This is a genomic window from Blastomonas sp., from assembly GCF_030373265.1.
GTDB lineage: Bacteria > Pseudomonadota > Alphaproteobacteria > Sphingomonadales > Sphingomonadaceae > Blastomonas.
In genome coordinates, this window is sequence record NZ_JAUCZC010000033.1 from 1 (window position 1) to 24,824 (window position 24,824).

Genomic DNA, 24,824 nt, shown 5'->3' on the forward strand with positions numbered 1-24,824 from the left:
GGCGCTTCCCGCTGAGCAAGGCCTATGACAAGCTGATCGACAGCCCGATCGCCGATATCAAGAATGTCGGGCCGCGGGGCGGCGGATCGATCACGGCGGCGCAGTTCCTGCAGCGGTTCATCAAGCCCGGCGTCAAGTGGGCGCACCTCGATATTGCCGGCATGGTCTGGGCCGACAAGCCCGGTCCGGTCTGGGACAAGGGGGCCACAGGTTTTGGGGTTCGGCTGTTGAATCAGTGGATTGCGGACAATTTCGAAGGCTGATTCTAGCTGGCACCGTGTGCCGGCTGGAGCATCTACAGGCGGGCTTAATCGTCACCCCCGCGCAGGCGGGGGTCCCGCTTCTGCGCCAACGCTGAGTAAAAGCGGGATTCCCGCGTTCGCGGGAATGACGAGATCGTATGAGGGGTGGCATTGAATGCAGGTCGATTTTTATCACCTGACCCGCGACCCGGTCGAGCGGGTGCTGCCGGTGCTGGCGACCCGCACCCTCGCGCTGGGCCAACGAATGCTGATTGTTTCTGCCGACCGGGAGCATCGGACCGCGTTGAGCGAAGCCTTGTGGACGCACACGCCCGAAAGCTTCCTCGCGCACGGCGACCTGGAGGGTGCCAACCCCCAGGTACAGCCGTTGTTGCTGGCGGACCGGGTCGAGCCTGCCAATGGCGCGACGTTCATCGCCCTTGCCGACGGGCTGTGGCGCGACGAGGCACTGGCCTTTGCGCGCAGCTTCCTGCTGTTCAACGACGCCACGATTGCCGGCGCGCGCAAGGCTTGGGTGACCTTGGGCACACATCCAGGGCTTGCGCGCCACTATTGGAAGCAGGAGGGCGGCAAATGGGTTGAACACACGCCCGGCAAACGTCAGGATCAACCCGACTGAAAGGACACCATTGCTATGCGCAGTTTGTTGATGATCGCCACTGCCACTCTCGCGCTGACGGCGTGTGGGGGCGAAAAGACGGTTTACAGTGATGCCGAAGGCAACGAAGTCAACGTCACCCGGGAGGGCGATGGCGACGCATCCGAAATCAAGATCACCAGCGCCGACGGTTCGGCCACGGTCAATATCGATGGCGGCGGATCGAACGCAAAGCTGCCTTTGGGGCTTGCGGTCTATCCCGGTGCCAAGGTCGTCTCGACCATGACCACCAACGCAGACGGCAAATCGGGCGGCATGGTGGTGATGGAAAGCAGCGCAGCACGCGACACCGTGGTCGACTGGTACCGCAAGGCGGTCGAGGCCAAGGGCTTCAAGATCGAGAGCGAGATTACGACGCAGGAAATGCGCGCGATCTCCGGGACCAAGGACGGAGGGTCGTTCAGCCTACAAGTTACGCCCAATGACAGCGGGTCATCGATCACATTGCTCGCCGGGGAAGGCTGAGCCGCCGCCCTGCGCCGCGCAACAGCGGGTTTTTCTTGCAGCGCACAAATGGTCCGTCTAGGGGCGGCGACGAATCGCGCCATGCGTGCGCGTGCCCATCGTCAATCCTCAGGAGCACTTCATCATGGCCGTTACCCGGACCTTTTCGATCATCAAGCCCGACGCGACCCGTCGCAACCTGACCGGCGCGGTCACCAAGATGCTGGAAGAAGCAGGCCTGCGGGTGGTTGCATCCAAGCGCATCCACATGACCCGCGAGCAGGCCGAAGGCTTCTACGCCGTCCACCGCGAGCGTCCGTTCTTCGGTGAACTGGTCGACTTCATGATCTCCGGCCCCGTCGTCGTGCAGGTTCTGGAAGGCGAAGACGCCATGCAGCGCAACCGCGACATTATGGGCGCCACCAACCCGGCGAATGCCGAACCCGGCACCATCCGCAAGGAATTGGCCGAGAGCATCGAAGCGAACACCGTTCACGGTTCGGACAGCGACGAGAACGCCGCGATCGAAATCGCCTACTTCTTCAAGCCCGAAGAAATCGTCGGCTGATCGGCGATCTTCTGTTCAAGTTCGAAAGGGCCGCCGGAGCAATCCGGCGGCCCTTTTTGCATGACCGCATGACGCTAGTCTGGTCCCCTGCGAAGGCAGGGGCCCATCTCCTGCTTTTGGGTCCAATGCACCGGTCTATTGGCATGATGGCCGTCCGAAGATGGGCCCCTGCCTTCGCAGGGGACCGGAATGGGGCCGAGTTTAACGTGCGGCCTCAAAACTCCGCCGCGATATCCATCATCTTCGTCAGCCGCTTCGGTGCGACGCTGCGCCAGCTGCGGCTGAGCCAGTCTGCGATATGCTCCCAGTCGGTGCGGCCGGTATCCAACCGGATCGCGATCCAGCCGGAGGGCGCGTAGAATTTGGGCAGATAGTACAGCTCCGGGTCCTGATCGACCAAAGCCGCCTGTTCATCGACGCCGCTGGTCTTGACCAGCAGCGCGATCGCCTCTTCGCCGTGGTGGCGGATCGAGACATAGGCGAAGTACTTACCGGTCTTGTCACCGCCCACCCGCCAGCCGGGCGCGCCGTGCGAGGGGCGGGCGTCGGTTTCGGGCAGCATCAGCGCCAGTTCGCCGACCTTTGCGACGATCCAGTCGGGGTCGGCCTCGCGCGCAACATAATCGCTCAGCGTGCGTGCATAAAGCTGGTGTTCGGCGATCAGCACGCGCGCGGCGAGCGCATCGGCGGTGTCGCCGGGCTGGATCGCAACCGCGCACTGGCCGAGCACCGGGCCGTCATCCAGTTCCGCCGTCACCAGATGCACGCTGCACCCGGCAAAGGCATCGCCCGCGTCGAGCGCACGCTGGTGGGTGTGCAGGCCCTTGTATTTGGGCAGCAGCGAAGGATGGACGTTGAGCATCCGCGCCTCCCAGCCGCGCACGAAGCCGGGGGTGAGGATGCGCATGTAACCGGCGAGCGCGACATGATCGGCGCCCGATGCCCGGATCGCGGCGTCCATTGCGGCGTCATGGCTCTCGCGGTCCATGCCCTTGTGCGACAGCACGAAGGTCGCAACGCCCTCGGCTTCGGCGAGTTTGAGGCCCCCCGCGTCGGGATTGTTCGAGGCGACCAATACCACCTCATAGGGGCATGATGCTGCGCGCGAGGCATAGAGCAACGCGGCCATGTTGGTGCCGCTGCCCGAGATCAGGATGGCGACCTTGGCCTTCACAACCTCTCCTCTCCCGCAAGCGGGAGGGGTGGACGAGCCGAAGGCGAGGCCGGGGTGGGCATAGCAGGCATATTTTTCCGGCCCACCCCGCGCGGCAGGCCGCGCTGCCCCTCCCGCATGCGGGAGGGGAGAGGGGTTGTCTCACCCCGCATGGGTGGCGCTCCACGCTTCGCGCGCGCTCCAGGTTTCGACCGATCCACTGACGGTGCAGCCCTTGTCGCCAGCATCGATTCTGCCGATGCGGTGGACGGTTTCGCCTGCCGCTTCCAGATCGGCGGTTACCGAGGCGACATCGGCCTCATCCACCACCAGCACCATGCCGACCCCGCAGTTGAAGGTGCGCGCCATTTCCTCGGGTTCGATCCGACCCTGCGCCTGCAGGAACGCCATCAGCCGCGGCTGGGTCCAGGCGTCGGCATCGACATGCGCGTGCGCGCCATCGGGCAGCACGCGCGGAATGTTCTCGAGCAGACCGCCACCGGTGATGTGCGCCATCGCGGCGATCCGGCCCGATTTCACCACCGGCAACAGCGAGGAAACGTAAATTCGTGTCGGCGCGATCAGCGCATCGATCAGCAGAACATCCTGATCGAACAGCGCAGGCCGGTTCATCTTCCAGCCCCAGTCGGCCGCGAGACGACGAACGAGCGAATAGCCGTTCGAATGCACCCCCGACGAGGCGAGTCCCAGCAGCACGTCACCCGGCTTTACCCGGTCCCCGGTGAGCACTTCGTCGCGCTCGACCGCGCCGACGCAGAAGCCTGCCAGATCGTAATCGCCCGGCGCATACATGCCCGGCATCTCGGCGGTCTCGCCGCCGATCAGTGCGCAGCCGGCGAGCTTGCAGCCCTCGGCAATGCCCGCGACGACGCGCTCGGCAATGCCGGTGTCGAGCTTGCCGGTCGCGAAATAATCGAGGAAGAACAAGGGCTCTGCACCCTGGACGATCAGATCATTGACGCACATCGCGACCAGATCGATGCCAATGGCGTCATGGCGGTCGTGGTCGATCGCGAGCTTCACCTTGGTGCCCACGCCATCGTTGGCTGCGACCAGCAGCGGATCGCGAAAGCCTGCGGCCTTGAGATCGAAAAACCCGCCAAAGCCGCCCAATTCGGCATTGGCGCCAGGACGCGCGGTGGCTCTGGCGAGCGGGCCGATGGCCTTGACCAGCGCGTTGCCGGCGGCAATCGAGACCCCCGCCTGAGCGTAGCTATAGGACTCGGGGGGCGGCGCGTTGTCGGTCTTGTCAGTCATGGGCAGAGCGGTTAGCGACTTCTCGCTTGGATTTCCACGCCATTGTCGCCAAAAGGGCCGCCAAACGACCACCAGCGATCAATGCGCCGGGGATCACCACTTTGCACGGTTGATTGAAGCTAAGGATATCTTGACCAACAGCCTGTCCCTGACCCGCCCAGCGCCGACATCTTCGCGCGCGTGGATCGCCATCATCCTGCTCCCGCTGCTGCTGGTGCTGGGCGCGATCGTCTATGCTCAGATCGAGGGGGATCGCGGCATTCCTCCGATCGCCAGCGGCGGCGATTTCGAGGTCAGCGGCGTCAAGGTCGATGCATCGGGGAAGAACGCGCAGGAAGCGCGTTCGAATGCGTGGCGCGATGCACAGCGCAAGGGCTGGCAGAAACTTTGGTCGCAGGTCAACCGCTCGGGGGCTGCCCCCAAGCTCAGTGATTCGGCGCTCGACGGCATCGTGTCGGCAATCGTGGTCGAATATGAGCAGATCGGCCCGCGGCGCTATATCGGCACGCTCGGCGTGCTGTTCGACCGTGCGCGCGCGGGCGAACTGCTCGGGGTGAGCGGGTCGGTGCTGCGGTCCGCGCCGATGCTGGTGATTCCGGTCTATATCAGTGGCGGTTCGGCGCAGACCTTCGAGAACCGTACGCCGTGGCAGGCCGCTTGGGCGCGCTATCGCACCTCCGAGAGCATTGTCGACTATATCCGCCCGCATGGCTCGGGCGCGGATTCGCTGCTCGTCAACGCTGCGCAGTCGGGCCGCCGCAGCCGTACCTGGTGGCGGCTGATCCTCGACCAGTTCGGCGCGGCCGACGTCGTCGTGCCCGTCGCGCAGATCGAGCGGCAATATCCCGGTGGCCCGATTACGGGGAGGTTTGCCGCACGCTTTGGGCCGGACAGCCGTTTGTTGGGGTCATTCACCCTCGAGGCGCGCAACAGCGATGGTCTCAACGCGATGCTAGACGAGGCGATCCAGCGGCTCGACCGGATCTATGCGGGCGCCGTGCGTTCGGGCGATTTGCGACCCGATTCGTCCCTGATCATCGAAAAGCCCGTCGAAATCGTCGAGGACATGCTTGATGACAGCCTCGCCGAGGATGTTCCGGTGGAAAGTGGCGGCCTCACCAGTGGCCCGCAGATCATCTCGATCCAGTTCGATACCCCCGATGTCGCCGCAGTGCAGGCTGGTGAACGTCTGTTGCGTGGTATTCCAGGGGTGCAGTCGGCGAGCACCGCCAGCCTTGCGCTCGGAGGCACATCGGTGATGCAGGTCAACGCAACGATCGAGATCGATGCGCTGCGCGGCGCCCTCGAGGCGCGCGGGTACCGCGTGCAGCAGGGCGCGGGCGTGCTGCGGATCTCGCGGCCCCAGGCGGCTGCGCCTGCGCCCGGCGGCGGCGGATAACCGAGCAATGACGGGCCAGTTCGTACTGCCCTTCGCGGCAGCCGGACCGGAAGGTGACAGCGATTTTCTGGTTACCGAATCGAACCGGGCCGTCATAGAGCGGCTGTTCGACTGGACGCGGCTGCCTTTTGGCGCGGCGGTACTGATCGGCCCTGCAGGGTCGGGAAAGACCACCATCGGCCGTGCGTTCGTCACCGGCTCGGGCGGGTGCCTGATCGACAATGCCGATGGCGAGAGCGACGAAACGCTGTTCCACGCCTGGAACCGCGCGCAGGTGCAAGGATCGCCGGTGCTGTTCGCGGCAGAGCGCCCGCCTGCCGAATGGGGCATAAGGTTGCCCGACCTGCTGTCGCGGCTGGGCGCCTCGCTGCTGGTGGAAATCCCCCCGCCCGATGAGGAGATGACGGCGTTGCTGCTGCAGAAGCGGCTGGCACGCGCAGGTCTTGCCTTGTCCGATGCGCTGGCAGGCTATGCCGCGCTCAGAGTCGAACGTTCCTATCCCGCAATTGGCGCGCTGGCGCGCAAGATTGACGAGATGGCGCTGGCAATGCAGCGCCCAATCGGCCAAAGACTGGTGCGCGACGCGCTGGCACTATTGGCAGGAACCGATGGCGGATCAACCGACACAGATTGAACACTCCGGCCCGGCCGACCAGACCGGTTCGGCCCGCAGATATTTCAACCGTGAGCTGAGCTGGCTGGCCTTCAACGACCGGGTGCTGGAAGAGGCGTGCAATCCGCGCCATCCCTTGCTCGAGCGCCTGCGGTTTCTCTCGATTTCCGGCAATAACCTCGATGAGTTCTTCATGGTGCGCGTTGCTGGGCTGGTCGGGCAGGTGGCTGAGCAAGTCGAGGAGCGCTCCGCCGACGGGCGCACCCCGGGGCAGCAGCTTGCTGCGATCGAGCGCGCGGTTGACCGGTTGAATGCAGAACAGCAGCAAGTCTGGAGCGACCTGCGCGCTGAACTTGCTGCCAACGGCGTGGTCGAGGCAAACGTCGAAGATCTCGACGAGGCCAACCAGGCCTGGCTCCGCGAGCATTTCGTCACCCAGATTTTTCCGGTGCTGACCCCGCAGGCGCTTGATCCTGCGCATCCCTTTCCGTTCATCCCCAACAAGGGGTTGAGCCTGATCTTCGATCTCAAGCGCAGGTCGGATGGCAAGACCGTCCGCGAACTGGTCATGCTGCCCGCGACCATGCCCCGGTTCCTGCGAATCGCCGGGGACAAGGGCTGGTACGTCGCGCTCGAGAAGATCGTCGTCGCCTTCGCCGACAAGATGTTCCCCGGCTACGATGTGCGCGGATCGGGTCTGTTCCGCATCATCCGCGACAGCGATATCGAGGTCGAAGAAGAGGCCGAGGATCTGGTGCTTTATTTCCGCACCGCTTTGAAGCGGCGGCGGCGCGGGCAGGTGATCCGGCTGGAAACCTCGCGGCTGATGGACAAGGGCCTCGCCAAGCTGCTCGACGACAATCTGTTGCAGGAGGGGGGCAACAAGTCGTCTGACGACGGTTTCCTGGGGATCGGTGACCTGGCCGCATTGGTCGACGAGGATCGCCCCGATCTCAAATTCCCTGCGTTCACGCCACGGTTTCCAGAACGAATCCGCGAACATAACGGCGATTGCTTCGCCGCGATCCGAAGCAAGGACATCGTCGTCCACCACCCGTACGAGAGCTTCGAGGTGGTCATCGCGTTCCTCAAACAGGCAGCGCAGGACCCCGATGTGGTGGCGATCAAGCAGACGCTGTACCGCGCGGGCAAGCAGTCCGCGATCATCAACGCGCTGATCGCGGCGGCAGAAGCCGGAAAATCCGTCACCGCCGTGGTCGAGCTCAAGGCGCGCTTCGACGAGGAGCAGAACCTGCTCTGGGCGAGCGCGCTCGAGCGGGCCGGTGTTCAGGTCGTCTATGGCTTTATCGAGTGGAAGACCCACGCCAAGATATCGATGGTGGTGCGCCGCGAGCCCGACGGCTTCCGCACCTATTGCCACTTCGGCACGGGCAATTATCACCCGGTGACCGCGCGGATCTATACCGATCTGAGTTTCTTCACCGCCGATCCGCGCGCTAGCCGCGATGCAGCGCAATTGTTCAACTACATCACCGGCTATGTCGAGCCCGAGCAGCTCGAACTGCTCTCGATGTCGCCGCGCGACATGCGGCGCGATCTGATTGCGCTGATCGACCACGAGATCGCCGAGGCGCGCGACGGGCGCACCGGCGCGATCTGGGCGAAGATGAACTCGCTGGTCGACCCGGCGATGATCGAGAAGCTCTATGCCGCCAGCAGCGCCGGCGTGCAGATCGAACTGGTCATCCGCGGGATCTGCTGCCTGCGCCCGGGCGTTGCGGGCCTGTCGGACAACATCCGGGTCAAGTCGGTGGTCGGCAGGTTCCTCGAGCACAGCCGCATCTGGGCGTTCGGCAACGGCGATGCGCTGCCCAACGACAAGGCCAAGGTGTTCATCAGCTCGGCCGACTGGATGCCGCGCAATTTCGATCGCCGGGTGGAATACATGCTGCCGATCCAGAACCCGACGGTGCACGACCAGGTGCTTGAACAGGTCATGGTCGCCAATCTGCTCGACAACGAACAGAGCTGGGAGCTGGACGGCGATGGTCACTACGTCCGCATCCGACCCGATGACAAACCGTTCAACCTGCACCGCTATTTCATGACGAACCCGTCGCTTTCGGGCCGCGGGACCGCGCTCAAGAACAGCGATGCGGTGCCCAAGCTCAGCCTCCATCGCCGCGCACCGCGAGAGGATTGACCGGACCCTTATGGATTTTTTCGTTCGCAAACAGAACCAGCCTGCGCATCTGTATCGTACCGCAATCATCGATATCGGGTCCAACTCGGTGCGTCTGGTCGTCTATTCAGGCCCCCGGCGCAATCCGGCGTTGATCTTCAATGAAAAGGTCATGGCCGGGTTGGGGCGCTCGCTGGCGGAGACAGGTGCGATCGATGCCGCCGCCATGAAGCGCGCAATCCAGGCGCTTGAGCGGTTTCGCATCGTTGCGCGCGAGATGGATGTCGATGAGACGGTCTGCGTCGCCACCGCAGCGGTGCGCGATGCCAGCAACGGCGACGAGTTCACACAGCGGGCGCGCGCGCTGGGGCTCGATATCATCATTCTTTCAGGGGATGACGAGGCGCGGATTTCCGGGCTCGGCGTGCTGTCGGCGATCCCGGAAGCAGACGGCATCGTCGGCGATCTGGGCGGGGGCAGCCTCGACCTGGCGCTGGTCGGCAACGGAACGGTGCTGGAGACCGCGACCATGCCGCTTGGCGTGCTGCGCGCTGCCGCCGTCCGCCAGGGCGATCCTTCGGCCTTGGCCCGCGCAGTGCGGGAAATGACCGAGCCTTATCCCTGGCTTGCCTACCATCCTGGCAAGCCCCTGTATCTGGTTGGCGGGTCATGGCGCGCGTTTGCCCGGCTCGACATGCATCTTGCGGCCTATCCGCTGCGGGTATTGCACCAACACCGGATCGACATCGCCCGGCCCGAAGAGGTTCTCGCCGGCCTGCGTGCGATGGATCGCGATGCCGTGCGACAGGCGACGGGACTTGCGCCGTCGCGGATCGAGACGCTTCCCGATGCAATCGCGCTGCTGCGGTTGATGCGCGGCCACATCAAACCCAGCGAGTTCATCGTCTCGTCCTACGGACTGCGCGAAGGGCTGCTCTACGCGCGGATGGACGAGGATGTCCGCAGCCGCGACCCGTTGCTGGTGGCCGCCGACCGCTTCGGCCAGCTCCAGTCGCGTTTTGGCGAGGATGCGCGGCCGCTGTTCGACTGGATCGCCCGGGTTTTCCCAGATGATCCGCCGCATTGGCAGCGCTGGCTCATGGCAGCGTGTCACCTCTCCGATGTCGCCTGGCAGGCGAGTCCGGATTTCCGCGCCGAACGCGGGCTCGAGATCGCGCTGCACGGCAATTGGGTGGGAATCGACGTCATCGGGCGTTCGATGATCGGTCAGGCGCTGTATACCAATTTCGGTGGCGGGCCGCGTGCGTTTCCGCTCAAGGCGCAGGTCGCGACCTCGGAAATGCTCGAGCGCGCAATCGGCTGGGGGCTGGCCATGCGACTGGCACAGCGGCTGGGCGCAGGCACGCACGACGTGCTCAAGCGCAGCCACCTGGAGCGCGATGCAGAAACGCTGAAGCTGGTGCTGCACCCGGGAGACAAGGCGCTTTATGGCGAGGTCGTAGAGCGCAGACTGCGGCGACTGGGCCAATATCTGGGGTTGCGCGCCGGGCTCAGCCTCAGCTGATTGCCGCCGGGGTCTGGTAAACAGGCCGACCATCCTCTATCTAGACGGGCATCACAGGTGAAGGAACGGCGCATGTTCAGCGCATTGAGCGAATATCTGGATTCGATCCGCGTGCGAGATCCGGCTCCCCGTTCCCGATGGGAAATCATGCTGTATCCCGGCGTGCTGGCGCTGGGGCTTCACCGGGTGGCACACTGGCTGTTCAATGGCGAACTGTATTTCCTCGCGCGCCTGATCAACCATATCTCGCGGTTTCTCACCGCGATCGATATTCATCCCGGTGCCCAGATCGGACGCTTCTTCTTTGTCGACCATGGTTTTGTCGTGATCGGCGAAACCGCGGTGATCGGCGACAATGTCACCATCTATCAGGGTGCGACGCTGGGCGGACGCAACCCGACCGACGGTGTTGCCGGCAAGCGCCATCCGACGATCGAGGACGATGTTATTGTCAGCCTGGGTGCGGCCATTCTGGGCCCGCTGACGGTTGGCAAGGGTGCGCGCATCGGGGCCAATGCCGTGGTCACCCGCGATGTCGCGCCCGGATCGGTAATGGTCGGAATCCCGGCTCGCCCCACGCCTGTGGACGCTGCCGAAAAACAGCGCGGGTTCGTGCAGTATGGCACGCCATGCAGCCAGACCTTCGATCCCTCGACTCAGAAGCTCGAGTTGCTCCAATGCGAAATCCTGCAGATGCAGGAGCGGATTCGCCAGCTGATGGAAGAGCGCGACGAGACCCGCAATGCTTCGCACGGCACCGAGGTGAAGATACCGGATCGCGATACCGGGACCGCTGCCTGACATGGTGTTGCGCATTGAGGCCGCAGTTTGAACCCGGGCGGCAATGTCTCCCTGTTCCCGCTTACCGGCGGTACAGCGAACCAAACCGGCTTTGACCGGCAGGAACTGAACCGTATCCTCGATCTGTATGGGCGCATGGTCGCTGCAGGGCTTTGGCGCGATTATGCGATCGAACTGGGACGCGAGGCCGCGATCTTCTCCTGTTTCCGCCGTGCAGCCGAACGCCCCGAATTCCGCATCGAAAAACGCCCCGCCTTGCGTCGCAAGCAGGGGATGTGGGCGCTGGTCGGTGAAGGTGGTGCCGTGCTCAAGCGCGGGCACGAACTGTCCGGCGTGCTGGCACCGTTAGAGCGCAAGCTGGTGCGAATCGTCGATTAGACGGTCACACCCCGTCAAACTCGTGGTCGCCATGCGGTTCCAGGCTGGCCTGATGCAGCAGATGTCCCAGCCATGCCGCAACCAGACACATCGCCGCACTCAGCAGCAACTGATAGATCACCGCCAGACCGGCCAGGCTCAATCCGATCGCGATGAGCGAGCCGATCACCATTGCACCCGAGTTGACGATGTTGTTGGCGGCAATGGTGCGCGCGGCTTCGCTCTTGTGCACCGTGGTGGTCAGGAAGGCATAGAGTGGCACAACGAACATCCCGCCGGCCACGGCGATGCCCAGCAACGACAGCAGCAGCGGAATGGCCATGGGATGCTGGATAAATTCGCCCACGGTAAACAGCGAGCCGCCGGTGTCAGGCACCCATTGGCGGCAGACGAAGAAGAACGCGACGACGAACAGACCCATGACGATCACGGACACGGGGGAATAGCGCGCCGACACCGTGCCCTTGAGCAAGGCGTTAATCGCCACCGATCCGGTGGCCACGCCGATCGAGAACACCACGAGGAACAGGCTGGCGACCTCCTTGCTGGCGGTGAGCACGTTCTTGGCGAGTGGCGGGAACTGGATGAACAGCACCGCGCCGATGGTCCAGAAAAAGCTGATTGCGACGATCGCCAGGAATACGCGGCGCACCTTCATCGTCGCGCGAATCAGGGCGATCGAGGCGCGGACGAAGTTGTAGTCGAGCTTGGTCCGGTCGATCATCGCAGGGGCGGCGGGAACCTGTCGCCCGGTGATATAGCCGATGATCGCGGTCGCCACGACCGCAATCCCTGCGACTTCCACCGGCAGCCATCCGGCGAGAATGGTGCCGAGCAGGATCGCAATATACGTCCCGGCCTCGACCAGACCGGTGCCGGCCAGCACTTCGTCATCGTTCAGATGCTGCGGCAGAATGGCGTATTTGATCGGGCCGAAAAAGGTCGAGTGGATTCCCATGGCAAACAGCGCCAGCATCATCAGCGGGATCGCGATCGAATGCACCGCGGTGCCAGCCCAAGCCATGTAAAGGCCCGTGCCGCCGACCAGCATGATGACGATCTCGCAGAATTTGACGATCCGGATGATGCTCGCTTTGTCGCGGGTATCGGCCAGTTGCCCCGCGAGCGCAGACAGCAGGAAGAAGGGCAGAATGAAAACCGCGGTGGCGATCGCGCTGAACCAGGTTTCGGCGGTCTCGTCATTGTAGACGCTGTAGACGACGAACAGGACCATCGCGTTCTTGTAGAGGTTGTCGTTGAAAGCCCCGAGCAGCTGGGTCACGAACAGAGGCAGAAAGCGCCTCTTGTTCAAAAGCGCGCCTGCTGAAGCCATTCCGTCAGTTCCTCTGCGATTTGCCCGCCAGCCAATGTCCTGCCATATCGCTCTGAAACAGGGCAATGGTGCAGCGGCAGGCCTTGGCGGCGGTATCGGGATGGATGCCGGGCCGGTCAAGCCATTTCCATCCTGCGCAAATGCCGTTAAGAGGCTGCACCTTATGCTTACGCTGCCCAACATCCTGACGCTTTCGCGCATCGTTACCGTGCCGCTGCTGGCCGCCTTGCTGTGGTGGCCGGAATGGGCCACCGGCTATCTGCTGGGGTTCGTCGTCTATTGCCTGATGGGCATCACTGATTATTTCGACGGCTATCTCGCGCGCGCGCAGGGTGCTGTCTCGAAGCTGGGCATTTTCCTGGACCCGATTGCCGACAAGATCATGGTGGCCGCGGTCATCCTGATCCTGTGCGCCAACGATAACATCGATGGGCTGCACGTGATTGCGGCGCTGATCATCCTGCTGCGCGAAATCACCGTTTCAGGGCTGCGCGAGTTTCTGGCGGGACTTCAGGTCTCGATGCCGGTGTCACAGCTGGCCAAATGGAAAACGACGCTGCAGCTGCTGGCGCTCGGGACGCTGATCTTTGCCGGCGGCTTTCCCGACCAGCTTTGGATGCAGCATCTGGGAATCGTGGCCCTGTGGACCGCGGCCATCCTGACCCTGCTCACCGGCTGGGACTATCTGAGGGTTGGTCTGAAGCATATGGATTGAGCGCTGTTTCTCCGCTCCCGCTCGCGGGAGGGGAGACGATGGCCTCAAACCGTGCACTTGCCTTCGGCATGGCCGCGCCGAAGGATTTCGGCGAGCATGCGAAACTCCTCGGCGCGCGGGCTGTTGCGGCGCCAGATGATCGCGATATCGCGCGAGGCATGATCCGCCAGCAGCGGGCGGGCGACGATATCGGTGTTGTTCAAAATGCCTGCATCGATCGCGATCTGCGGCAGCAGCGTCAGCCCCAGCCGGTTATCGACCATCTGCACCAAGGTGTGCAGCGACGTGCCGAACATCATCGCGCTGGCGCGCAGTTCGGGCCGGTTGCATGCGGCAAGCGCATGGTCCTTCAGGCAGTGCCCGTCTTCCAGCAGCAGCAGCCGCGTTTCGTCGATCAGCTCGGGCAGCACGAAATCCGGCGGATCGCGTGGGTCGTCCTTGGGGAATGCCACATATAGCGGATCGAGGAAGAGTGTCTCATGCTCAACGTCGCCTGCGGGGAAGGGCAGTGCGAGCAACGCACAATCGACCTGGCCATGGTGCAGTGATTCGACCGCAGCGCTGCTCACCTCCTCGCGGAGAAAGAGCTTGAGTTCGGGCTGTTCGCGACGCAGCCCGGGGAGTAGCCGGGGCAGAAGGAAGGGGGCAATCGTCGGGATGACGCTCATCCGCAGTTCGCCCGAAAGCGGCTTGCCCGACGAGCGGACGAGGTCGGAAAGCTCTTCGGCTTCGCGCAGGATGCGGTGCGCCTTGGCGACCACCTTGTTGCCCAGCGGGGTGAACCGCACGACTCGCCGGGTGCGTTCGACCAGCACGACTCCCAGCAATGTTTCGAGCTCGCGCAGGCCCGCCGACAGCGTTGACTGTGTGACATAGCAGGCATCCGCTGCCTTGCCGAAATGACCATGCTCCTCCAGCGCAACCAGATATTGCAGCTGCTTGAGTGTGGGCAGATATGAGGTCATGGCTGCTCCGCAAGCGCGGCGGCCACTGCCGCGTCCGCTTCGGGGTGCGGCTCTGCTGCCAGCTCGGTCCGGGTCATCTTGATCCGGCCATCGGCAATCGCAAAGGCCATCCGCCCCTCGACCAGCGCCAGCGCGTCCTGGCCGAACTGCTCGAAGCGCCAGCCTTCCAGGATCGGCAGGTTCTTGCGTACGCCTGCGGCGAGCGCCTCGAGATCGTCGCTGCGCGCCAGCAGACGCGCGGCGACATCGATCTCGCGTGAGCGAATCTTGAGCAGCAGTTTGAGGAGGTCAGCGACGAGCGCGCCTTCCTTTCCCAACGCCGGGCCGCGCGGGCTCTTGGGGGGCATTTCGGCAGCACTGAGCGGCCGCGCAGCGATCAGCGCGTCCATCATCCGCGCGCCGATGTCGTTTTCGCGCCAGGCGGCCGACAGCCCGCGGACCTTGCCCAGGTCACTCTGAGTCGAGGGCGGGTGCGCTGCGATATCGGCCAGCGTTTCGTCCTTCATGATCCGCCCGCGCGGCAGGTTCTTGTCCTGCGCCTCGGTTTCGCGCCACCAGGCGAGCGCTCGCATCCGGCCCAGGATCTGCGCGCTGCGCCCCGGCGGGCGGATGCGCTGCCACAATGTATCCGGATCGGGCTTGTACTGGCGCGGGTCGCCAAGCTTCTCCATCTCGATATCCAGCCACGCACCGCGTCCCGTGCGGCGCAACTTGTCGAGCATCTTGGGGAAGATCTTGGCAAGGTGCGTGACGTCGCCGATCGCATAGTCGATCTGGCGCGCCTCCAGGGGCCTGCGCGACCAATCGGTAAAGCGTGCGCCCTTGTCGACCGTCAGCCCCAGCCAGCTTTCGACCAGATTGGCGTAACCGATCTGTTCGGCCTGGCCGAGCGCCATCGCCGCGACCTGGGTGTCGAACAGGGGGGCAGGGGTCTTGCCGGTCAGGTTGAAGATGATCTCGATATCCTGCGGCCCGGCATGGAAGACCTTGAGAACGTCGTGATTCTCGGTGAGCAGGTCCAGCATCGGGCTCAGATCGATCCCCGGCGCCTTCGGGTCGATCGCTGCAGCCTCTTCCAGATTGCCGATCTGCACCAGGCACAGTTCGGGCCAATAGCTGTTCTCGCGCATGAATTCGGTATCGACCGCGACGAAGTCTGACTGCGCAAGACGGGTGCACAGCCGCGCGAGGGAATCGGTGTCGGTAATTAATGGATGGATTTGCATGTTGAACCTATACAGCGTGGTGTGAATGTCGCAAACTGTGACCGGGTCGCAAATGAATCAGCGCAAGGACGGTTGTCTTTGACGCCGATCCGAACAAGCATGCAATCATCCATCATGTAACGCGCGCCTAATCCGGCGTGGGGGGAAAGTCATGTGGGTCTATCATGTCATCATAATTGTTCTCATTTTGGCGCTTTTGGGCCAGATGCTGTCTGCCGGCGGCGATGCCTTTCTGGTTCTGGATAATTCGAGGCCCGTCGGCGGAGATCGTGAAGTATTGACGATCCTCGCTTGGGGTTTCGCCACCCGCGCCGGGCGTAGCGCCTGCATCCACGATCCCGCTGGGCGGGGGCTCAATGACATGCGGTTTTCGATGAGCTTCGGCCAGATCCTGCTGTCAGTGGTGACTCTGGGGATCGTTCGGAAGGTAAACATCGATTATCGCATGTTCGCAGGCAACAGTCCGGTGGGGGACGCCTGATGCCCGCCCCCCTGCGGCGCGGACCGCAGCGCTGGACCAATTACCACGGAACGGGTTCTGCACAACTCGCCGATCTGGTCGAGCTTGCCAACAGCCCTGCCGATGCGGGCCGCGATGTCCTGCGCGATGTCGCGCAGGATGTGCTGGCATTATTGCAGGGCGCCAAAGCGGCGCGCATCCAGGTCCGTCCTTTGGGATCAGGCTGGTCTCCTTCGCCGATCTGCCTGGTGGAGGGCGGATGGCTTGTGGAAACCCGGCGGCTCAATCGCTGTTTCAGGCTGGCGCCGGATGATGTCGCCGCCGATCACGATGCGTCGCGGTTGATGCTGGTGCAGGCGGGCGCCACGGTCGACGAGGTCAACGACAGCGCGCACGAACTGGGCCTGTCACTGACGACCTGCGGTGCGAGCAACGGCCAGACGCTGGCGGGTGCGGCTGCGACCGGCACGCACGGCAGCGTGCTGACCGCAGGGGGGATACAGGACCATATCCGCGCGCTGCAGGTCGTCACCCCATCGGGCATCTTCTGGGTAGAGCCGCTCGAGCGCGTGATGAGGCCGGAATTTGTGGCAGCGACGGGCAGCATTATCCTGCGCGACAACGATGTCTTCGCCGCCTGTCTGGTGTCGATCGGCGTAATGGGTTTCGTCACCGCGATGGTGATCGAATGCGAGCCGGTCTACATGGTGCGCAACATCCAGAAGCGCGCCCGTCTGGGGCGGCATCACATCACGCAACTGGCAGCGGGCGATTTCCGAGGCTTCTCGCGCGAACTGGCGCTGGATGAAGACCCGTACTTCGCGCAGGTGATCCTCAATCCGTTCGCGCCCTTTGCCAAGGATGCGCTGCTGCGCTTCCTGTATCGTCGCGCCTATGATGCCACGATCCCGCCCCCGCCGCGCGCGCTGGTAGGTGCCGGATACGATGCGCTGACGCTGATCGCCAAGGCCATGGCGGGGCTGGATTTGTTTCGGGCCGATGTCCTGCAATTGGCGATGCGCGCGGGCTATGCGGTGCAGCGCGATATCGACGATCCGGAAGCGGTGGCAACCTGGGGCAACACCACCGAACCGCACAATCCGATCGCCAATCTGTTCAACGGGTCGGTCACGCTCGAGCGGGCCGACCTGGAGCGCGCGTTCGATCCGCTGATCAAGGCATTCGTAAGCGGGGGCGGGGGCACGGTGATAACGCTGCGGTTCATGAAACGCGCCGCGGGGTTGCTGGCCCCGGCTCGCTTTGCCGACAATGTCGTGATCGACTTCGATGGCCCACGCAGCGATGTCAGCCATCGCAGCTATCGGGCGGTCGTGACCAGGCTCGATGCCTTGGGGATCCGGTTCACCCGCCACTGGGGCAAGACCAACGACCTAGATGCGGCTCGCGTGTCGAAAGATTATGGCATTCACTATACACGGTTCCGCGCGGCCCAGCGCCGGATCATGCCCGATCCGGGTGATCTTGCGGTGTTTGGCAGCGATTGCCTGACGCATCTGGGGCTGATCTGAATCGGGTCGACTCCGCTGATCGGGTGCACAAAGCTTGACAAAATGGCGGTGGCGCTGTGTTAGCCGCGCTATCGGCCTGCCTTGCAGTGTGCAGGGTCTCGGCGCTTGTTCTCACGATCAGGATTGACGGTTTCCCATGCACGCATATCGCACCCACACCTGCACCGCGCTTCGCGCATCCGACGTTGGCCAGCAGGTCCGCCTCTCGGGCTGGATCCATCGCAAGCGCGATCACGGCAACCTCCTGTTTATCGACCTGCGCGACCATCATGGCCTGACCCAGATCGTCACCGATTCCGACAGCCCGGCGTTTGCCGCGCTCGAGCGTCTGCGGGTCGAAAGCGTGGTCACGGTGACCGGAAGCGTGGTGGCACGATCGGCCGAGACCGTGAACACCAACCTGCCGACCGGCGAAATCGAGGTGCGCGCCGCCGAGGTCATCGTCCAGTCGGCTGCCGACGAGCTGCCGATGCCGGTGGCTGGCGAACAGGAATATCCCGAGGATATCCGCCTGCGCTATCGCTTCCTCGATCTACGCCGCGAGCGCCTGCACCGCAATATCATGCTGCGCTCGCAGGTCATTGCCAGCTTGCGCAAGCGGATGGTCGATCAGGGCTTTACCGAATTCCAGACCCCGATCCTCACCGCATCCTCGCCCGAAGGCGCGCGCGATTATCTGGTCCCCAGCCGCGTCCACCCAGGCAAGTTCTATGCGCTGCCGCAGGCGCCACAGATGTTCAAGCAGCTGCTGATGGTCGCGGGCTTCGACCGCTATTTCCAGATCGCGCCGTGCTTCCGCGACGAAGACGCGCGCGCTGATCGCAGCCCGGGCGAATTCTACCAGCTCGACCTCGAGATGAGCTTCGTGACGCAGGACGATGTGTTCGCGGCGCTCGAGCCTGTGCTCGGTGGCGTGTTTCACGAATTCGCCAACGGCAAGACGGTCACCGAAGGCGCGTTCCCGCGCATTCCCTATCGCGAATCGATGCTGAAGTACGGCTCGGACAAGCCCGATCTGCGCAACCCGCTGGTGATCACCGACGTCACCGATCACTTCAAGGGCTCGGGCTTCGGCCTGTTCGACAAGATCGTAGGCAGCGGCGGCAAGGTCCGCGCGATCCCTGCTCCGGGCGCGGGCGCGATGAGCCGCAAGTTCTTCGACGACATGAACGACTGGGCACGCGGCGAGGGCCATGCAGGTCTTGGCTATATCAACATCCGCGATGGTGTACCCGGCGGCCCGATCGCCAAGAACCATGGCGAGGAAGGCACTGCCAAGCTGATCGCTGAACTGGGCCTCGGCCCCAACGACGGCGTGTTCTTCGCCGCGGGCAAGGAGCTTCAGGCCGCCAAGCTCGCAGGCGCAGCGCGCACTCGGGTGGGGGAACAGCTGAACCTGATCGAGCAGGGCGTGTTCAAGTTTTGCTGGATCGTCGACTTCCCGATGTTCGAATATGACGAGGACGCCAAGAAGATCGACTTCAGCCACAACCCGTTCTCGATGCCGCAGGGCGAGATGGAAGCGCTGGAGACGATGGACCCGCTCGACATCCTCGCATGGCAGTACGACATCGTCTGCAACGGCGTCGAACTGTCCTCGGGCGCGATCCGGAACCACCGCCCGGACATCATGTACAAGGCGTTCGAGATCGCCGGCTACAGCAAGGAAGACGTCGAGAAGAACTTCTCGGGGATGATCAATGCGTTCAAGTTCGGCGCGCCGCCGCATGGTGGCTCGGCACCGGGCGTCGATCGAATGGTGATGCTGCTCGCCGACGAGCCCAACATCCGCGAGGTCGTGCTGTTCCCGATGAACCAGAAGGCCGAAGATCTGATGATGGGCGCGCCGTCGCCGGTTAGCCTCAAGCAGTTGCGCGAGCTCAACATCCGGGTTGCCGAAACACCCAAGGGCTGAGTTGTCCGTACTGCGAAACTGTGATACTGCGTTGGTCATGAAGAACGTGACCATCGCACTGGATGACGAGACCCATCGGCTGGCGCGGATCCGCGCCGCCGAGCTGGGCACGTCGCTCTCGGCCATGGTCAAGGCGTATCTGCAGAGCGTCGCATCGGGCGATGCGGCTGCGGATGTGCCGCCTGCCGGAGTATGCGATATGTCCCAGACGTTCCATCAGATGCCAGCGAGCGAATTCGTGCCGCTGAAGAAGCCCCGCCAGCCAGGTGCGATGCGGGGGCGGATCCAGATGTCGGAGGATTTCAATGAAACCCCGCAATGGCTGATTGATGCCATGGAGGGCAAGGACGACGACGAGGTCTGGCCTGCCAAGTAAGTGCGGAGTGCTCGACCTTGCGGCTGATGCTCGACACGCATGTGTTGCTCTGGTGGTTGCAGGATAACTCGCGGCTGGGGCAGCGCGCGCGCAGCTTCATCGCTGATCCGGATAGCCAGATACTGGTAAGCATCGCGACGCCCTGGGAGATTTCCGTCAAGCACCGCATCGGCAAGATGGGTGACAGCGGCGCAGCGGTGATGGAAGCTCTGATCGATCAAGGCATGACGATTGTTGATCTGAAACCGGCGCATCTGAAGGTTCTCGAGGCAATGCCATTGCTTCACCGCGACCCGTTCGATCACCTCATCATCGCACAAGCCGCCGCCGAGCAAGCCATCGTCATCACAGATGATGCGAAGTTTCCCGAATACGGCGTCCGCTGCATCCCCGCATAAAGCATCTGCAGGTGACCCACGGCACAGCTTTGGCCCATGACTTGGGCCAGAAACATGTTACATTTCAGCGGATTCGGGCGATGGTCCGAACATGGGGTAACTGCGGGGGCTGAGGACGTGATCGGGAGGTTCAAGAGAACTGCGTGGAAACTTCGCGTGGTGACGGTGATATTGGCGATGACAGGCGGGCTGGTGTCGGCCCCAGCCTCTGCCGAAACGCTCGATGTGGCAGCGCTGTATCCGGCGCGGGTGCGTCCTGCAGCGGACGTCGAATCGCTGGTGGTGGAACGCTTCGGCGGGCGCGAAGGGCGCGCGCTGTCCTTCGCGCTGGAAGGCATGCTGGCCGAACTTTCGATCTATGATCAGTCCTATTTCCGGGTGGTTGCCGAGCGATCGACCGCGCCAGCCGATGCGGTGCTGTCCGGTATCGCGAATGCGGTCGTCGAAAACCAGAGTGTCGAGGAAACCCGCAAGGAATGCGTCGAAGAGGACGGCAACGGCAAGTGCCTGCGCAAGGAAGACGTCAAGATCAAATGCCAGCGCCGCATCGTCACGCTCAATCCCTCGCTGCGCATGGCACGGATCGACGACGGCGCGATTGTCTACCAGCGCCAGATCTTGCAGCGCGACCAGATCGTCGTCTGCCCCGACCGGAGCGCCAATCGCAGCGTTCCCGATACAGTTGACGCATTGATCGGCAATGTGGTGGCGGAAGTCAGACTGGATATTGCGCCGGTTTATCGCAGCGATGCCATCCGCGTGCTCGAGGTGCGCAAGGGGCTCGACAAGGACCAGTCCGGCCGTTTCCGCGATGCGCTCAAGGCCACCGCGCGCAACCCGCAGGGCGCATGCGATATCTGGGCGGCGCTCGACAGCGAGGTGCCGGGGCAAAGCTCGATCGTCTTCAATCTGGCGCTGTGCGCCGAACAGCGCGGCGACCTCGACGATGCATTGCGCCGATACCGCGAGGCGCAGGCGCTGCTGCCGCGTGAGCGCGCCATCAATGCCGCGTTTGACCGAATCAATGCGCGCTCGGCAGCCGAAGCCGACTATGCCGCTCGCGAAGACAGACTTTCAGGGAACCGACCATGAGCATCCAACTTGCCGACTACGAAAAAGGCGCGGCGTTCGAAGGCGACTACGCCGAGGCGCTCAAGGGCCTGCAGGAGCGGCTGTCGCATGCGCATGCCCGCCATATCGTGCATGGTCGCCGCGCGATCATCGTGATGGAGGGCTGGGATGCGGCGGGCAAGGGCGGGATCATCAAGCGGATGACCGCCGATTGGGATCCACGCTATTTCCAGGTCTGGCCGATCGGCGCGCCAACCCCTTATGAGAAAGACCGGCATTTCCTCTGGCGGTTCTGGCAGAAGCTGCCCGGCAGCCGCGAAGTGTGCGTGTTCGACCGGTCGTGGTACGGCCGGGTGCTGGTCGAGCGGGTCGAGGGCTATTGCAGCGAGCGCGACTGGAAGCGCGGCTATGACGAGATCAACGAGTTCGAAGCGCAGCAGGTCGATGGCGGGACCACGATCATCAAGGTTTTCCTGCACGTCACCCAGCCGACGCAGGACAAGCGGCTCGCCGACCGGCTTACGGTTCCGGAAAAACGCTGGAAAGTGACCGCAGAGGACTTCCGAAACCGGGGCAAGCGTGACGATTATCTTGCCGCGATCCACGCCATGTTCAAGCAGACAGATACGCGCTGGGCACCCTGGGGCGTGTTTGACGGCAACAACAAGAAGGCTGCTCGCATTGCCGCGCTGAGCTATATCGCAGACCGGCTGGATGCCAGCGTGCCGAAAGATCTGCCCGACGCTGACCCGGTGCTGGTTGGCTTGGCGAGGGATGCCTTCGGGTATAAGGGCTGACGACTGCCGGAGACGACCATCACGCCCTCGCGAATGGCCGGATCAGCCGCCTTTTTTCATTTTCCGGAAGGGCACGAACTCATTGAGGGTGCAGCTTGCGATGGGAACGCCTGCAAGGGGATCCTGCACCTGGATGATATCTCCCGAGCACAACCGTGGAATGGGCGAGACCGATATCAGGGCGTTATTCCGTGCGCGCGGGCACCCCAGATCGGGGGAGTTGACATAAACCACCGAGCCGCTGTCATACAGCAGGACATCGTCGCTTGCGGCAGCCGAACGACGCATTCGAGCGTGTGGAAGACACGCGACAGGCTCGCCAGCAACCCGATCCTTGAGATACCGATCGGCGATCTTTTCGCCTCGAGCATCCAGCGCCGCTATCGCAGCCAGTGTCTTTTCCGTTACACCATCGCGTCTGCTGTCGGCAGCGAGCAGAGGAGCGGTGCACGTCACAGCCGCAAGTGCCAAGGCTACTGGAAGGGTACGCATGTCCATTATCCTTTCATCCGCCCCCGGACCATGCTTGCAAAGTACATCTTATGCGACCGCTCCGCCAGATTATTACCATGCGCCCGTATTGGGCATCGACGCCCAGGGCTCTGCAGGCTCGAGATGGCCATCCTGGAGCAACTCGACCGAAATGCCGTCGGGGCTGCGAACAAACGCCATGTGCCCATCGCGCGGAGGACGATTGATCGTCACGCCGGCATCCATCAGCCGCTGGCAGGTCTCGTAGATATCATCGACACGGTAAGCGAGGTGCCCGAAGTTGCGGCCGCCGGTGTATTCCTCGGGGTCCCAATTGTGAGTCAACTCGACCTCGGCCACGCCCTCTTGTCCCGGGGCGGCCAGAAAGATCAGGGTGAACCGTCCCTGCTCGCTGTCGAACCGCCGAACCTCTTTCAGCCCTACCAGTTCGAAAAAGCGGATGGTGGCGGCCGGATCAGTGACCCGGATCATGGTATGGAGAAACTTGGCCATTATACTCTACTCAGTTCATCGCAGTTAAGACACGGTTCATCGCGGTGACGCTAATTGATCCGTGCTGCCGTCGGGGGTGTTCTCTGCAGATATAGGCGGTGCATTGGTCATTGAAAGGACATTCCAACATGGTGGAGACCGGATATCGGGACCAGCCGGAGAAACGCGGCTGGCTTGCAAGCAACGTGCTGCTGGCGGGTGCGGGCATTCTCGCGCTGGGCATGGTCGCAGGTGGCTATCTGCTGGGCGACGGGTTGCTGCGCGCGAAGCAGGCCGACCGGTCGGTCACGGTGCGCGGCCTTGCCGAAAAGGACGTGACCGCCGATCTTGCAACCTGGACCATCGCCTATTCGGCGCAGGCGGACAATCTGGCAGCGGCGCAGACGGATATCGACAGTGATACAAAGGCGTTGCGCGGGTTCTTTACCGAGCTTGGCTTCGATGGCGACGCGCTTCAGCCCACCGGGGCGAACGTTTCGCAGTTCCAGAACAACTATGGCAGCACGACCTACACCATCCGCCAGCGGATGTCGCTGCGGACCAACAATATCAAGCTGGCGCAGTCTGCGGTGAAACGGCAGTTCGACCTCATCCGGCGCGGGGTGGTGCTCGATGAAGGGTCGGGCATGGCCTACAGCTTCACCAAGCTCAACGACATCAAGCCGAACATGGTGGCGCAGGCGACCAAGGATGCACGCGCATCGGCCGAGCAGTTCGCCAAGGACAGCGGCACCGGTGTCGGTGGCATCAAGAGCGCGACGCAGGGCTATTTCTCCGTGGAGTCGCGGGATGGCGATACCGGTGGCGGCTGGGGCGTCAGCGACAGCCCCTACAAGAAGGTCCGTGTCGTCACGACCGTGGATTTCTATCTGGATTGATCGGGAAGGTCTCTCCGCTCCGCATTCCGGGGAACGGAGCGGAGAGGCCTATTTTGCTTCTGGCCCAGCGCTGGACGGCTGCACGTCGTCGAGTTGTGCCAGGTGTGTGCGCGCGGTCTTCGCGACCGGGCCATCGGGGCGGATATCGATAGCCTGGTTCCAATTGCGCCGAGCGATGTCATATTTGCCCGCACTGGCGGCGATGTTGCCGGCCTCGAGCGCCACTTCGGGATCACGCGGCGCCAGACGGGCCGCGATGTCTATATCGCCTTGTGCGCGCTCCAGCTTGCCCTGCCGCCGTGCCAGCGTGGCCGACAGCAACCAGGCCAGCGGGTCTTCCGGAACCAGCCGGTGCGCCTCGGCAAAGGCGACCTCTGCCTCATCGGGCTGACCTGAAATCACCAACGCGCGCGCGCGATCCAGGTGCAGTTCGCCCAGCAGCAGACCATGGCTGACGCCCTGCGCCAGAGCGGCATCGAAATGGCCGAGCGCGCGCACGGCATCCCCGGAAGCCAGCGCGGCATTGCCGGCCTGGGTCCACAGATTGGCAGCGCGCGAATCATGGGCGCGTTCGGCATCGCGCGCAGCCGCGACGAAGCTGTCCGCAGCGGCACTCCAACGGCCGTCCTTGGCATAGGCATATCCAATGCAATGCCGCGCAAAATAGCCGCCTCCGGTCATCAGCCACTCGTTTGCCGCAACGATTCCGGTGGCGGGGTCATCGGTGGCGAGGTCCATGCACGCATCGAAGCGCGCTTCGTCATTGACGGGTGCGACGAACGCGGGGGTCTGTGGCCCCGCCGATTGAGGGCGATCGGCTGTAGCCTGGGCGGCGTTTTCAGCAGGGGCCTGCGTGTCGGGCGCCTGGGCTGTGCCGGTGCTAGGCTGCAGCGCCGCAAGCAGCAGGATGGCAGATGCAGTAGGCAGGGTCATTGTGGCGTCCTGTGTTCGTTT

General features: G+C 63.5%; 26 protein-coding genes and 1 pseudogene. 19 read left to right on the forward strand and 8 right to left on the reverse strand.

Translation table 11 applies throughout. The features are described 5' to 3' along the window. The 4 genes and pseudogenes from QUV11_RS15335 to ndk form a co-directional block, all read left to right on the forward strand. Positions 1 to 263 (forward strand): annotated as a pseudogene (locus QUV11_RS15335) (leucyl aminopeptidase); the annotation flags it as partial. Positions 264 to 417: 154 nt separating this feature from the next. Beyond that, the gene (locus tag QUV11_RS15340; protein WP_300883766.1) at positions 418 to 882 is read left to right on the forward strand and encodes a DNA polymerase III subunit chi; all 465 of its coding nucleotides are present in this window, start codon (positions 418 to 420) and stop codon (positions 880 to 882) included. A 15-nt stretch (positions 883 to 897) separates the two neighbouring features. Then, positions 898 to 1,386 (forward strand): hypothetical protein, encoded by a 489-nt coding sequence (locus QUV11_RS15345; RefSeq protein ID WP_300883767.1) that lies wholly within the window; start codon positions 898 to 900, stop codon positions 1,384 to 1,386. A gap of 124 nt (positions 1,387 to 1,510) precedes the next feature. Continuing rightward, positions 1,511 to 1,933 carry a nucleoside-diphosphate kinase gene (gene ndk, locus QUV11_RS15350; protein WP_017671330.1) on the forward strand — a complete coding sequence of 141 codons (423 nt, stop codon included), beginning with the start codon at positions 1,511 to 1,513 and terminating at the stop codon, positions 1,931 to 1,933. Positions 1,934 to 2,147: 214 nt separating this feature from the next. On the opposite strand, the gene purN is transcribed toward ndk, so the two are convergent. Both purN and purM read right to left on the reverse strand, forming a co-directional pair. Then, positions 2,148 to 3,107: a phosphoribosylglycinamide formyltransferase gene (gene purN, locus QUV11_RS15355; RefSeq protein WP_300883768.1), complete on the reverse strand. Its 960-nt coding sequence runs from the start codon at positions 3,105 to 3,107 to the stop codon at positions 2,148 to 2,150. A 141-nt stretch (positions 3,108 to 3,248) separates the two neighbouring features. Next, complete coding sequence (purM, locus tag QUV11_RS15360; protein WP_300883769.1) at positions 3,249 to 4,364, reverse strand: phosphoribosylformylglycinamidine cyclo-ligase; 1,116 nt, start codon at positions 4,362 to 4,364, stop codon at positions 3,249 to 3,251. A 130-nt stretch (positions 4,365 to 4,494) separates the two neighbouring features. Here purM and QUV11_RS15365 point away from each other — a divergent pair, with 130 nt between their 5' ends. The 6 genes from QUV11_RS15365 (at position 4,495) to QUV11_RS15390 (ending at position 11,223) form a co-directional block, all read left to right on the forward strand. Further along, positions 4,495 to 5,763: a heavy-metal-associated domain-containing protein gene (locus tag QUV11_RS15365; RefSeq protein WP_300883770.1), complete on the forward strand. Its 1,269-nt coding sequence runs from the start codon at positions 4,495 to 4,497 to the stop codon at positions 5,761 to 5,763. A gap of 7 nt (positions 5,764 to 5,770) precedes the next feature. Then, complete coding sequence (locus QUV11_RS15370) at positions 5,771 to 6,397, forward strand: DnaA/Hda family protein (RefSeq protein WP_300883771.1); 627 nt, start codon at positions 5,771 to 5,773, stop codon at positions 6,395 to 6,397. Then, positions 6,372 to 8,540: an RNA degradosome polyphosphate kinase gene (locus tag QUV11_RS15375; protein WP_300883772.1), complete on the forward strand. Its 2,169-nt coding sequence runs from the start codon at positions 6,372 to 6,374 to the stop codon at positions 8,538 to 8,540. Before QUV11_RS15370 ends, QUV11_RS15375 begins: the two co-directional genes overlap by 26 nt. A 10-nt stretch (positions 8,541 to 8,550) precedes the next feature. After that, positions 8,551 to 10,044, forward strand: a complete 1,494-nt coding sequence (locus QUV11_RS15380) for a Ppx/GppA family phosphatase (RefSeq protein ID WP_300883773.1) — start codon at positions 8,551 to 8,553, stop codon at positions 10,042 to 10,044. A gap of 72 nt (positions 10,045 to 10,116) precedes the next feature. Further along, the gene (gene epsC / locus QUV11_RS15385) at positions 10,117 to 10,845 is read left to right on the forward strand and encodes a serine O-acetyltransferase EpsC (RefSeq protein ID WP_300883774.1); all 729 of its coding nucleotides are present in this window, start codon (positions 10,117 to 10,119) and stop codon (positions 10,843 to 10,845) included. A 51-nt stretch (positions 10,846 to 10,896) separates the two neighbouring features. Next, the gene (locus tag QUV11_RS15390) at positions 10,897 to 11,223 is read left to right on the forward strand and encodes a DUF2794 domain-containing protein (RefSeq protein WP_300883800.1); all 327 of its coding nucleotides are present in this window, start codon (positions 10,897 to 10,899) and stop codon (positions 11,221 to 11,223) included. Positions 11,224 to 11,227: 4 nt separating this feature from the next. On the opposite strand, the gene QUV11_RS15395 is transcribed toward QUV11_RS15390, so the two are convergent. Next, positions 11,228 to 12,556 carry an MFS transporter gene (locus QUV11_RS15395; protein WP_300883775.1) on the reverse strand — a complete coding sequence of 443 codons (1,329 nt, stop codon included), beginning with the start codon at positions 12,554 to 12,556 and terminating at the stop codon, positions 11,228 to 11,230. A 163-nt stretch (positions 12,557 to 12,719) separates the two neighbouring features. Between QUV11_RS15395 and pgsA the strand changes: the two genes are divergently transcribed. Then, positions 12,720 to 13,271, forward strand: coding sequence for a CDP-diacylglycerol--glycerol-3-phosphate 3-phosphatidyltransferase (gene pgsA / locus QUV11_RS15400; RefSeq protein ID WP_300883776.1), 552 nt, complete (start codon positions 12,720 to 12,722; stop codon positions 13,269 to 13,271). Between the two features lie 44 nt (positions 13,272 to 13,315). On the opposite strand, the gene QUV11_RS15405 is transcribed toward pgsA, so the two are convergent. Both QUV11_RS15405 and rnd read right to left on the reverse strand, forming a co-directional pair. Continuing rightward, positions 13,316 to 14,236 carry a hydrogen peroxide-inducible genes activator gene (locus QUV11_RS15405; protein WP_300883777.1) on the reverse strand — a complete coding sequence of 307 codons (921 nt, stop codon included), beginning with the start codon at positions 14,234 to 14,236 and terminating at the stop codon, positions 13,316 to 13,318. Beyond that, entirely contained in the window at positions 14,233 to 15,462 is a 1,230-nt protein-coding gene (gene rnd, locus QUV11_RS15410) for a ribonuclease D (RefSeq protein WP_300883778.1), read from the reverse strand. The genes QUV11_RS15405 and rnd overlap by 4 nt, the downstream gene beginning before the upstream one ends. A 151-nt stretch (positions 15,463 to 15,613) precedes the next feature. On the opposite strand from rnd, the gene QUV11_RS15415 reads away from it, so the two are divergent. The 7 genes from QUV11_RS15415 (at position 15,614) to QUV11_RS15445 (ending at position 22,008) form a co-directional block, all read left to right on the forward strand. Next, on the forward strand, positions 15,614 to 15,943 hold the full coding sequence (locus QUV11_RS15415; protein WP_300883779.1) for a hypothetical protein: 330 nt from the start codon (positions 15,614 to 15,616) through the stop codon (positions 15,941 to 15,943). Next, the gene (locus tag QUV11_RS15420; RefSeq protein ID WP_300883780.1) at positions 15,943 to 17,451 is read left to right on the forward strand and encodes an FAD-binding protein; all 1,509 of its coding nucleotides are present in this window, start codon (positions 15,943 to 15,945) and stop codon (positions 17,449 to 17,451) included. Before QUV11_RS15415 ends, QUV11_RS15420 begins: the two co-directional genes overlap by 1 nt. 136 nt (positions 17,452 to 17,587) lie before the next feature. Next, the gene (aspS, locus tag QUV11_RS15425; RefSeq protein ID WP_300883781.1) at positions 17,588 to 19,366 is read left to right on the forward strand and encodes an aspartate--tRNA ligase; all 1,779 of its coding nucleotides are present in this window, start codon (positions 17,588 to 17,590) and stop codon (positions 19,364 to 19,366) included. 37 nt (positions 19,367 to 19,403) lie between these two features. Beyond that, positions 19,404 to 19,742 (forward strand): hypothetical protein, encoded by a 339-nt coding sequence (locus QUV11_RS15430; RefSeq protein WP_300883782.1) that lies wholly within the window; start codon positions 19,404 to 19,406, stop codon positions 19,740 to 19,742. Between the two features lie 26 nt (positions 19,743 to 19,768). Then, positions 19,769 to 20,140: a type II toxin-antitoxin system VapC family toxin gene (locus QUV11_RS15435; protein WP_300883801.1), complete on the forward strand. Its 372-nt coding sequence runs from the start codon at positions 19,769 to 19,771 to the stop codon at positions 20,138 to 20,140. Between the two features lie 159 nt (positions 20,141 to 20,299). Next, entirely contained in the window at positions 20,300 to 21,232 is a 933-nt protein-coding gene (locus QUV11_RS15440) for a hypothetical protein (protein ID WP_300883784.1), read from the forward strand. Beyond that, complete coding sequence (locus tag QUV11_RS15445; protein WP_300883786.1) at positions 21,229 to 22,008, forward strand: polyphosphate kinase; 780 nt, start codon at positions 21,229 to 21,231, stop codon at positions 22,006 to 22,008. The genes QUV11_RS15440 and QUV11_RS15445 overlap by 4 nt, the downstream gene beginning before the upstream one ends. A 42-nt stretch (positions 22,009 to 22,050) precedes the next feature. On the opposite strand, the gene QUV11_RS15450 is transcribed toward QUV11_RS15445, so the two are convergent. Next, positions 22,051 to 22,506: a hypothetical protein gene (locus tag QUV11_RS15450; RefSeq protein WP_300883787.1), complete on the reverse strand. Its 456-nt coding sequence runs from the start codon at positions 22,504 to 22,506 to the stop codon at positions 22,051 to 22,053. A gap of 66 nt (positions 22,507 to 22,572) precedes the next feature. Continuing rightward, positions 22,573 to 22,992 (reverse strand): VOC family protein, encoded by a 420-nt coding sequence (locus QUV11_RS15455; protein ID WP_300883788.1) that lies wholly within the window; start codon positions 22,990 to 22,992, stop codon positions 22,573 to 22,575. Between the two features lie 128 nt (positions 22,993 to 23,120). Here QUV11_RS15455 and QUV11_RS15460 point away from each other — a divergent pair, with 128 nt between their 5' ends. Beyond that, positions 23,121 to 23,870, forward strand: coding sequence for an SIMPL domain-containing protein (locus QUV11_RS15460; protein ID WP_300883789.1), 750 nt, complete (start codon positions 23,121 to 23,123; stop codon positions 23,868 to 23,870). 48 nt (positions 23,871 to 23,918) lie between these two features. Here QUV11_RS15460 and QUV11_RS15465 read toward each other — a convergent pair whose 3' ends face one another. Next, complete coding sequence (locus QUV11_RS15465) at positions 23,919 to 24,803, reverse strand: tetratricopeptide repeat protein (protein ID WP_300883790.1); 885 nt, start codon at positions 24,801 to 24,803, stop codon at positions 23,919 to 23,921. Positions 24,804 to 24,824: the final 21 nt, after the last annotated feature.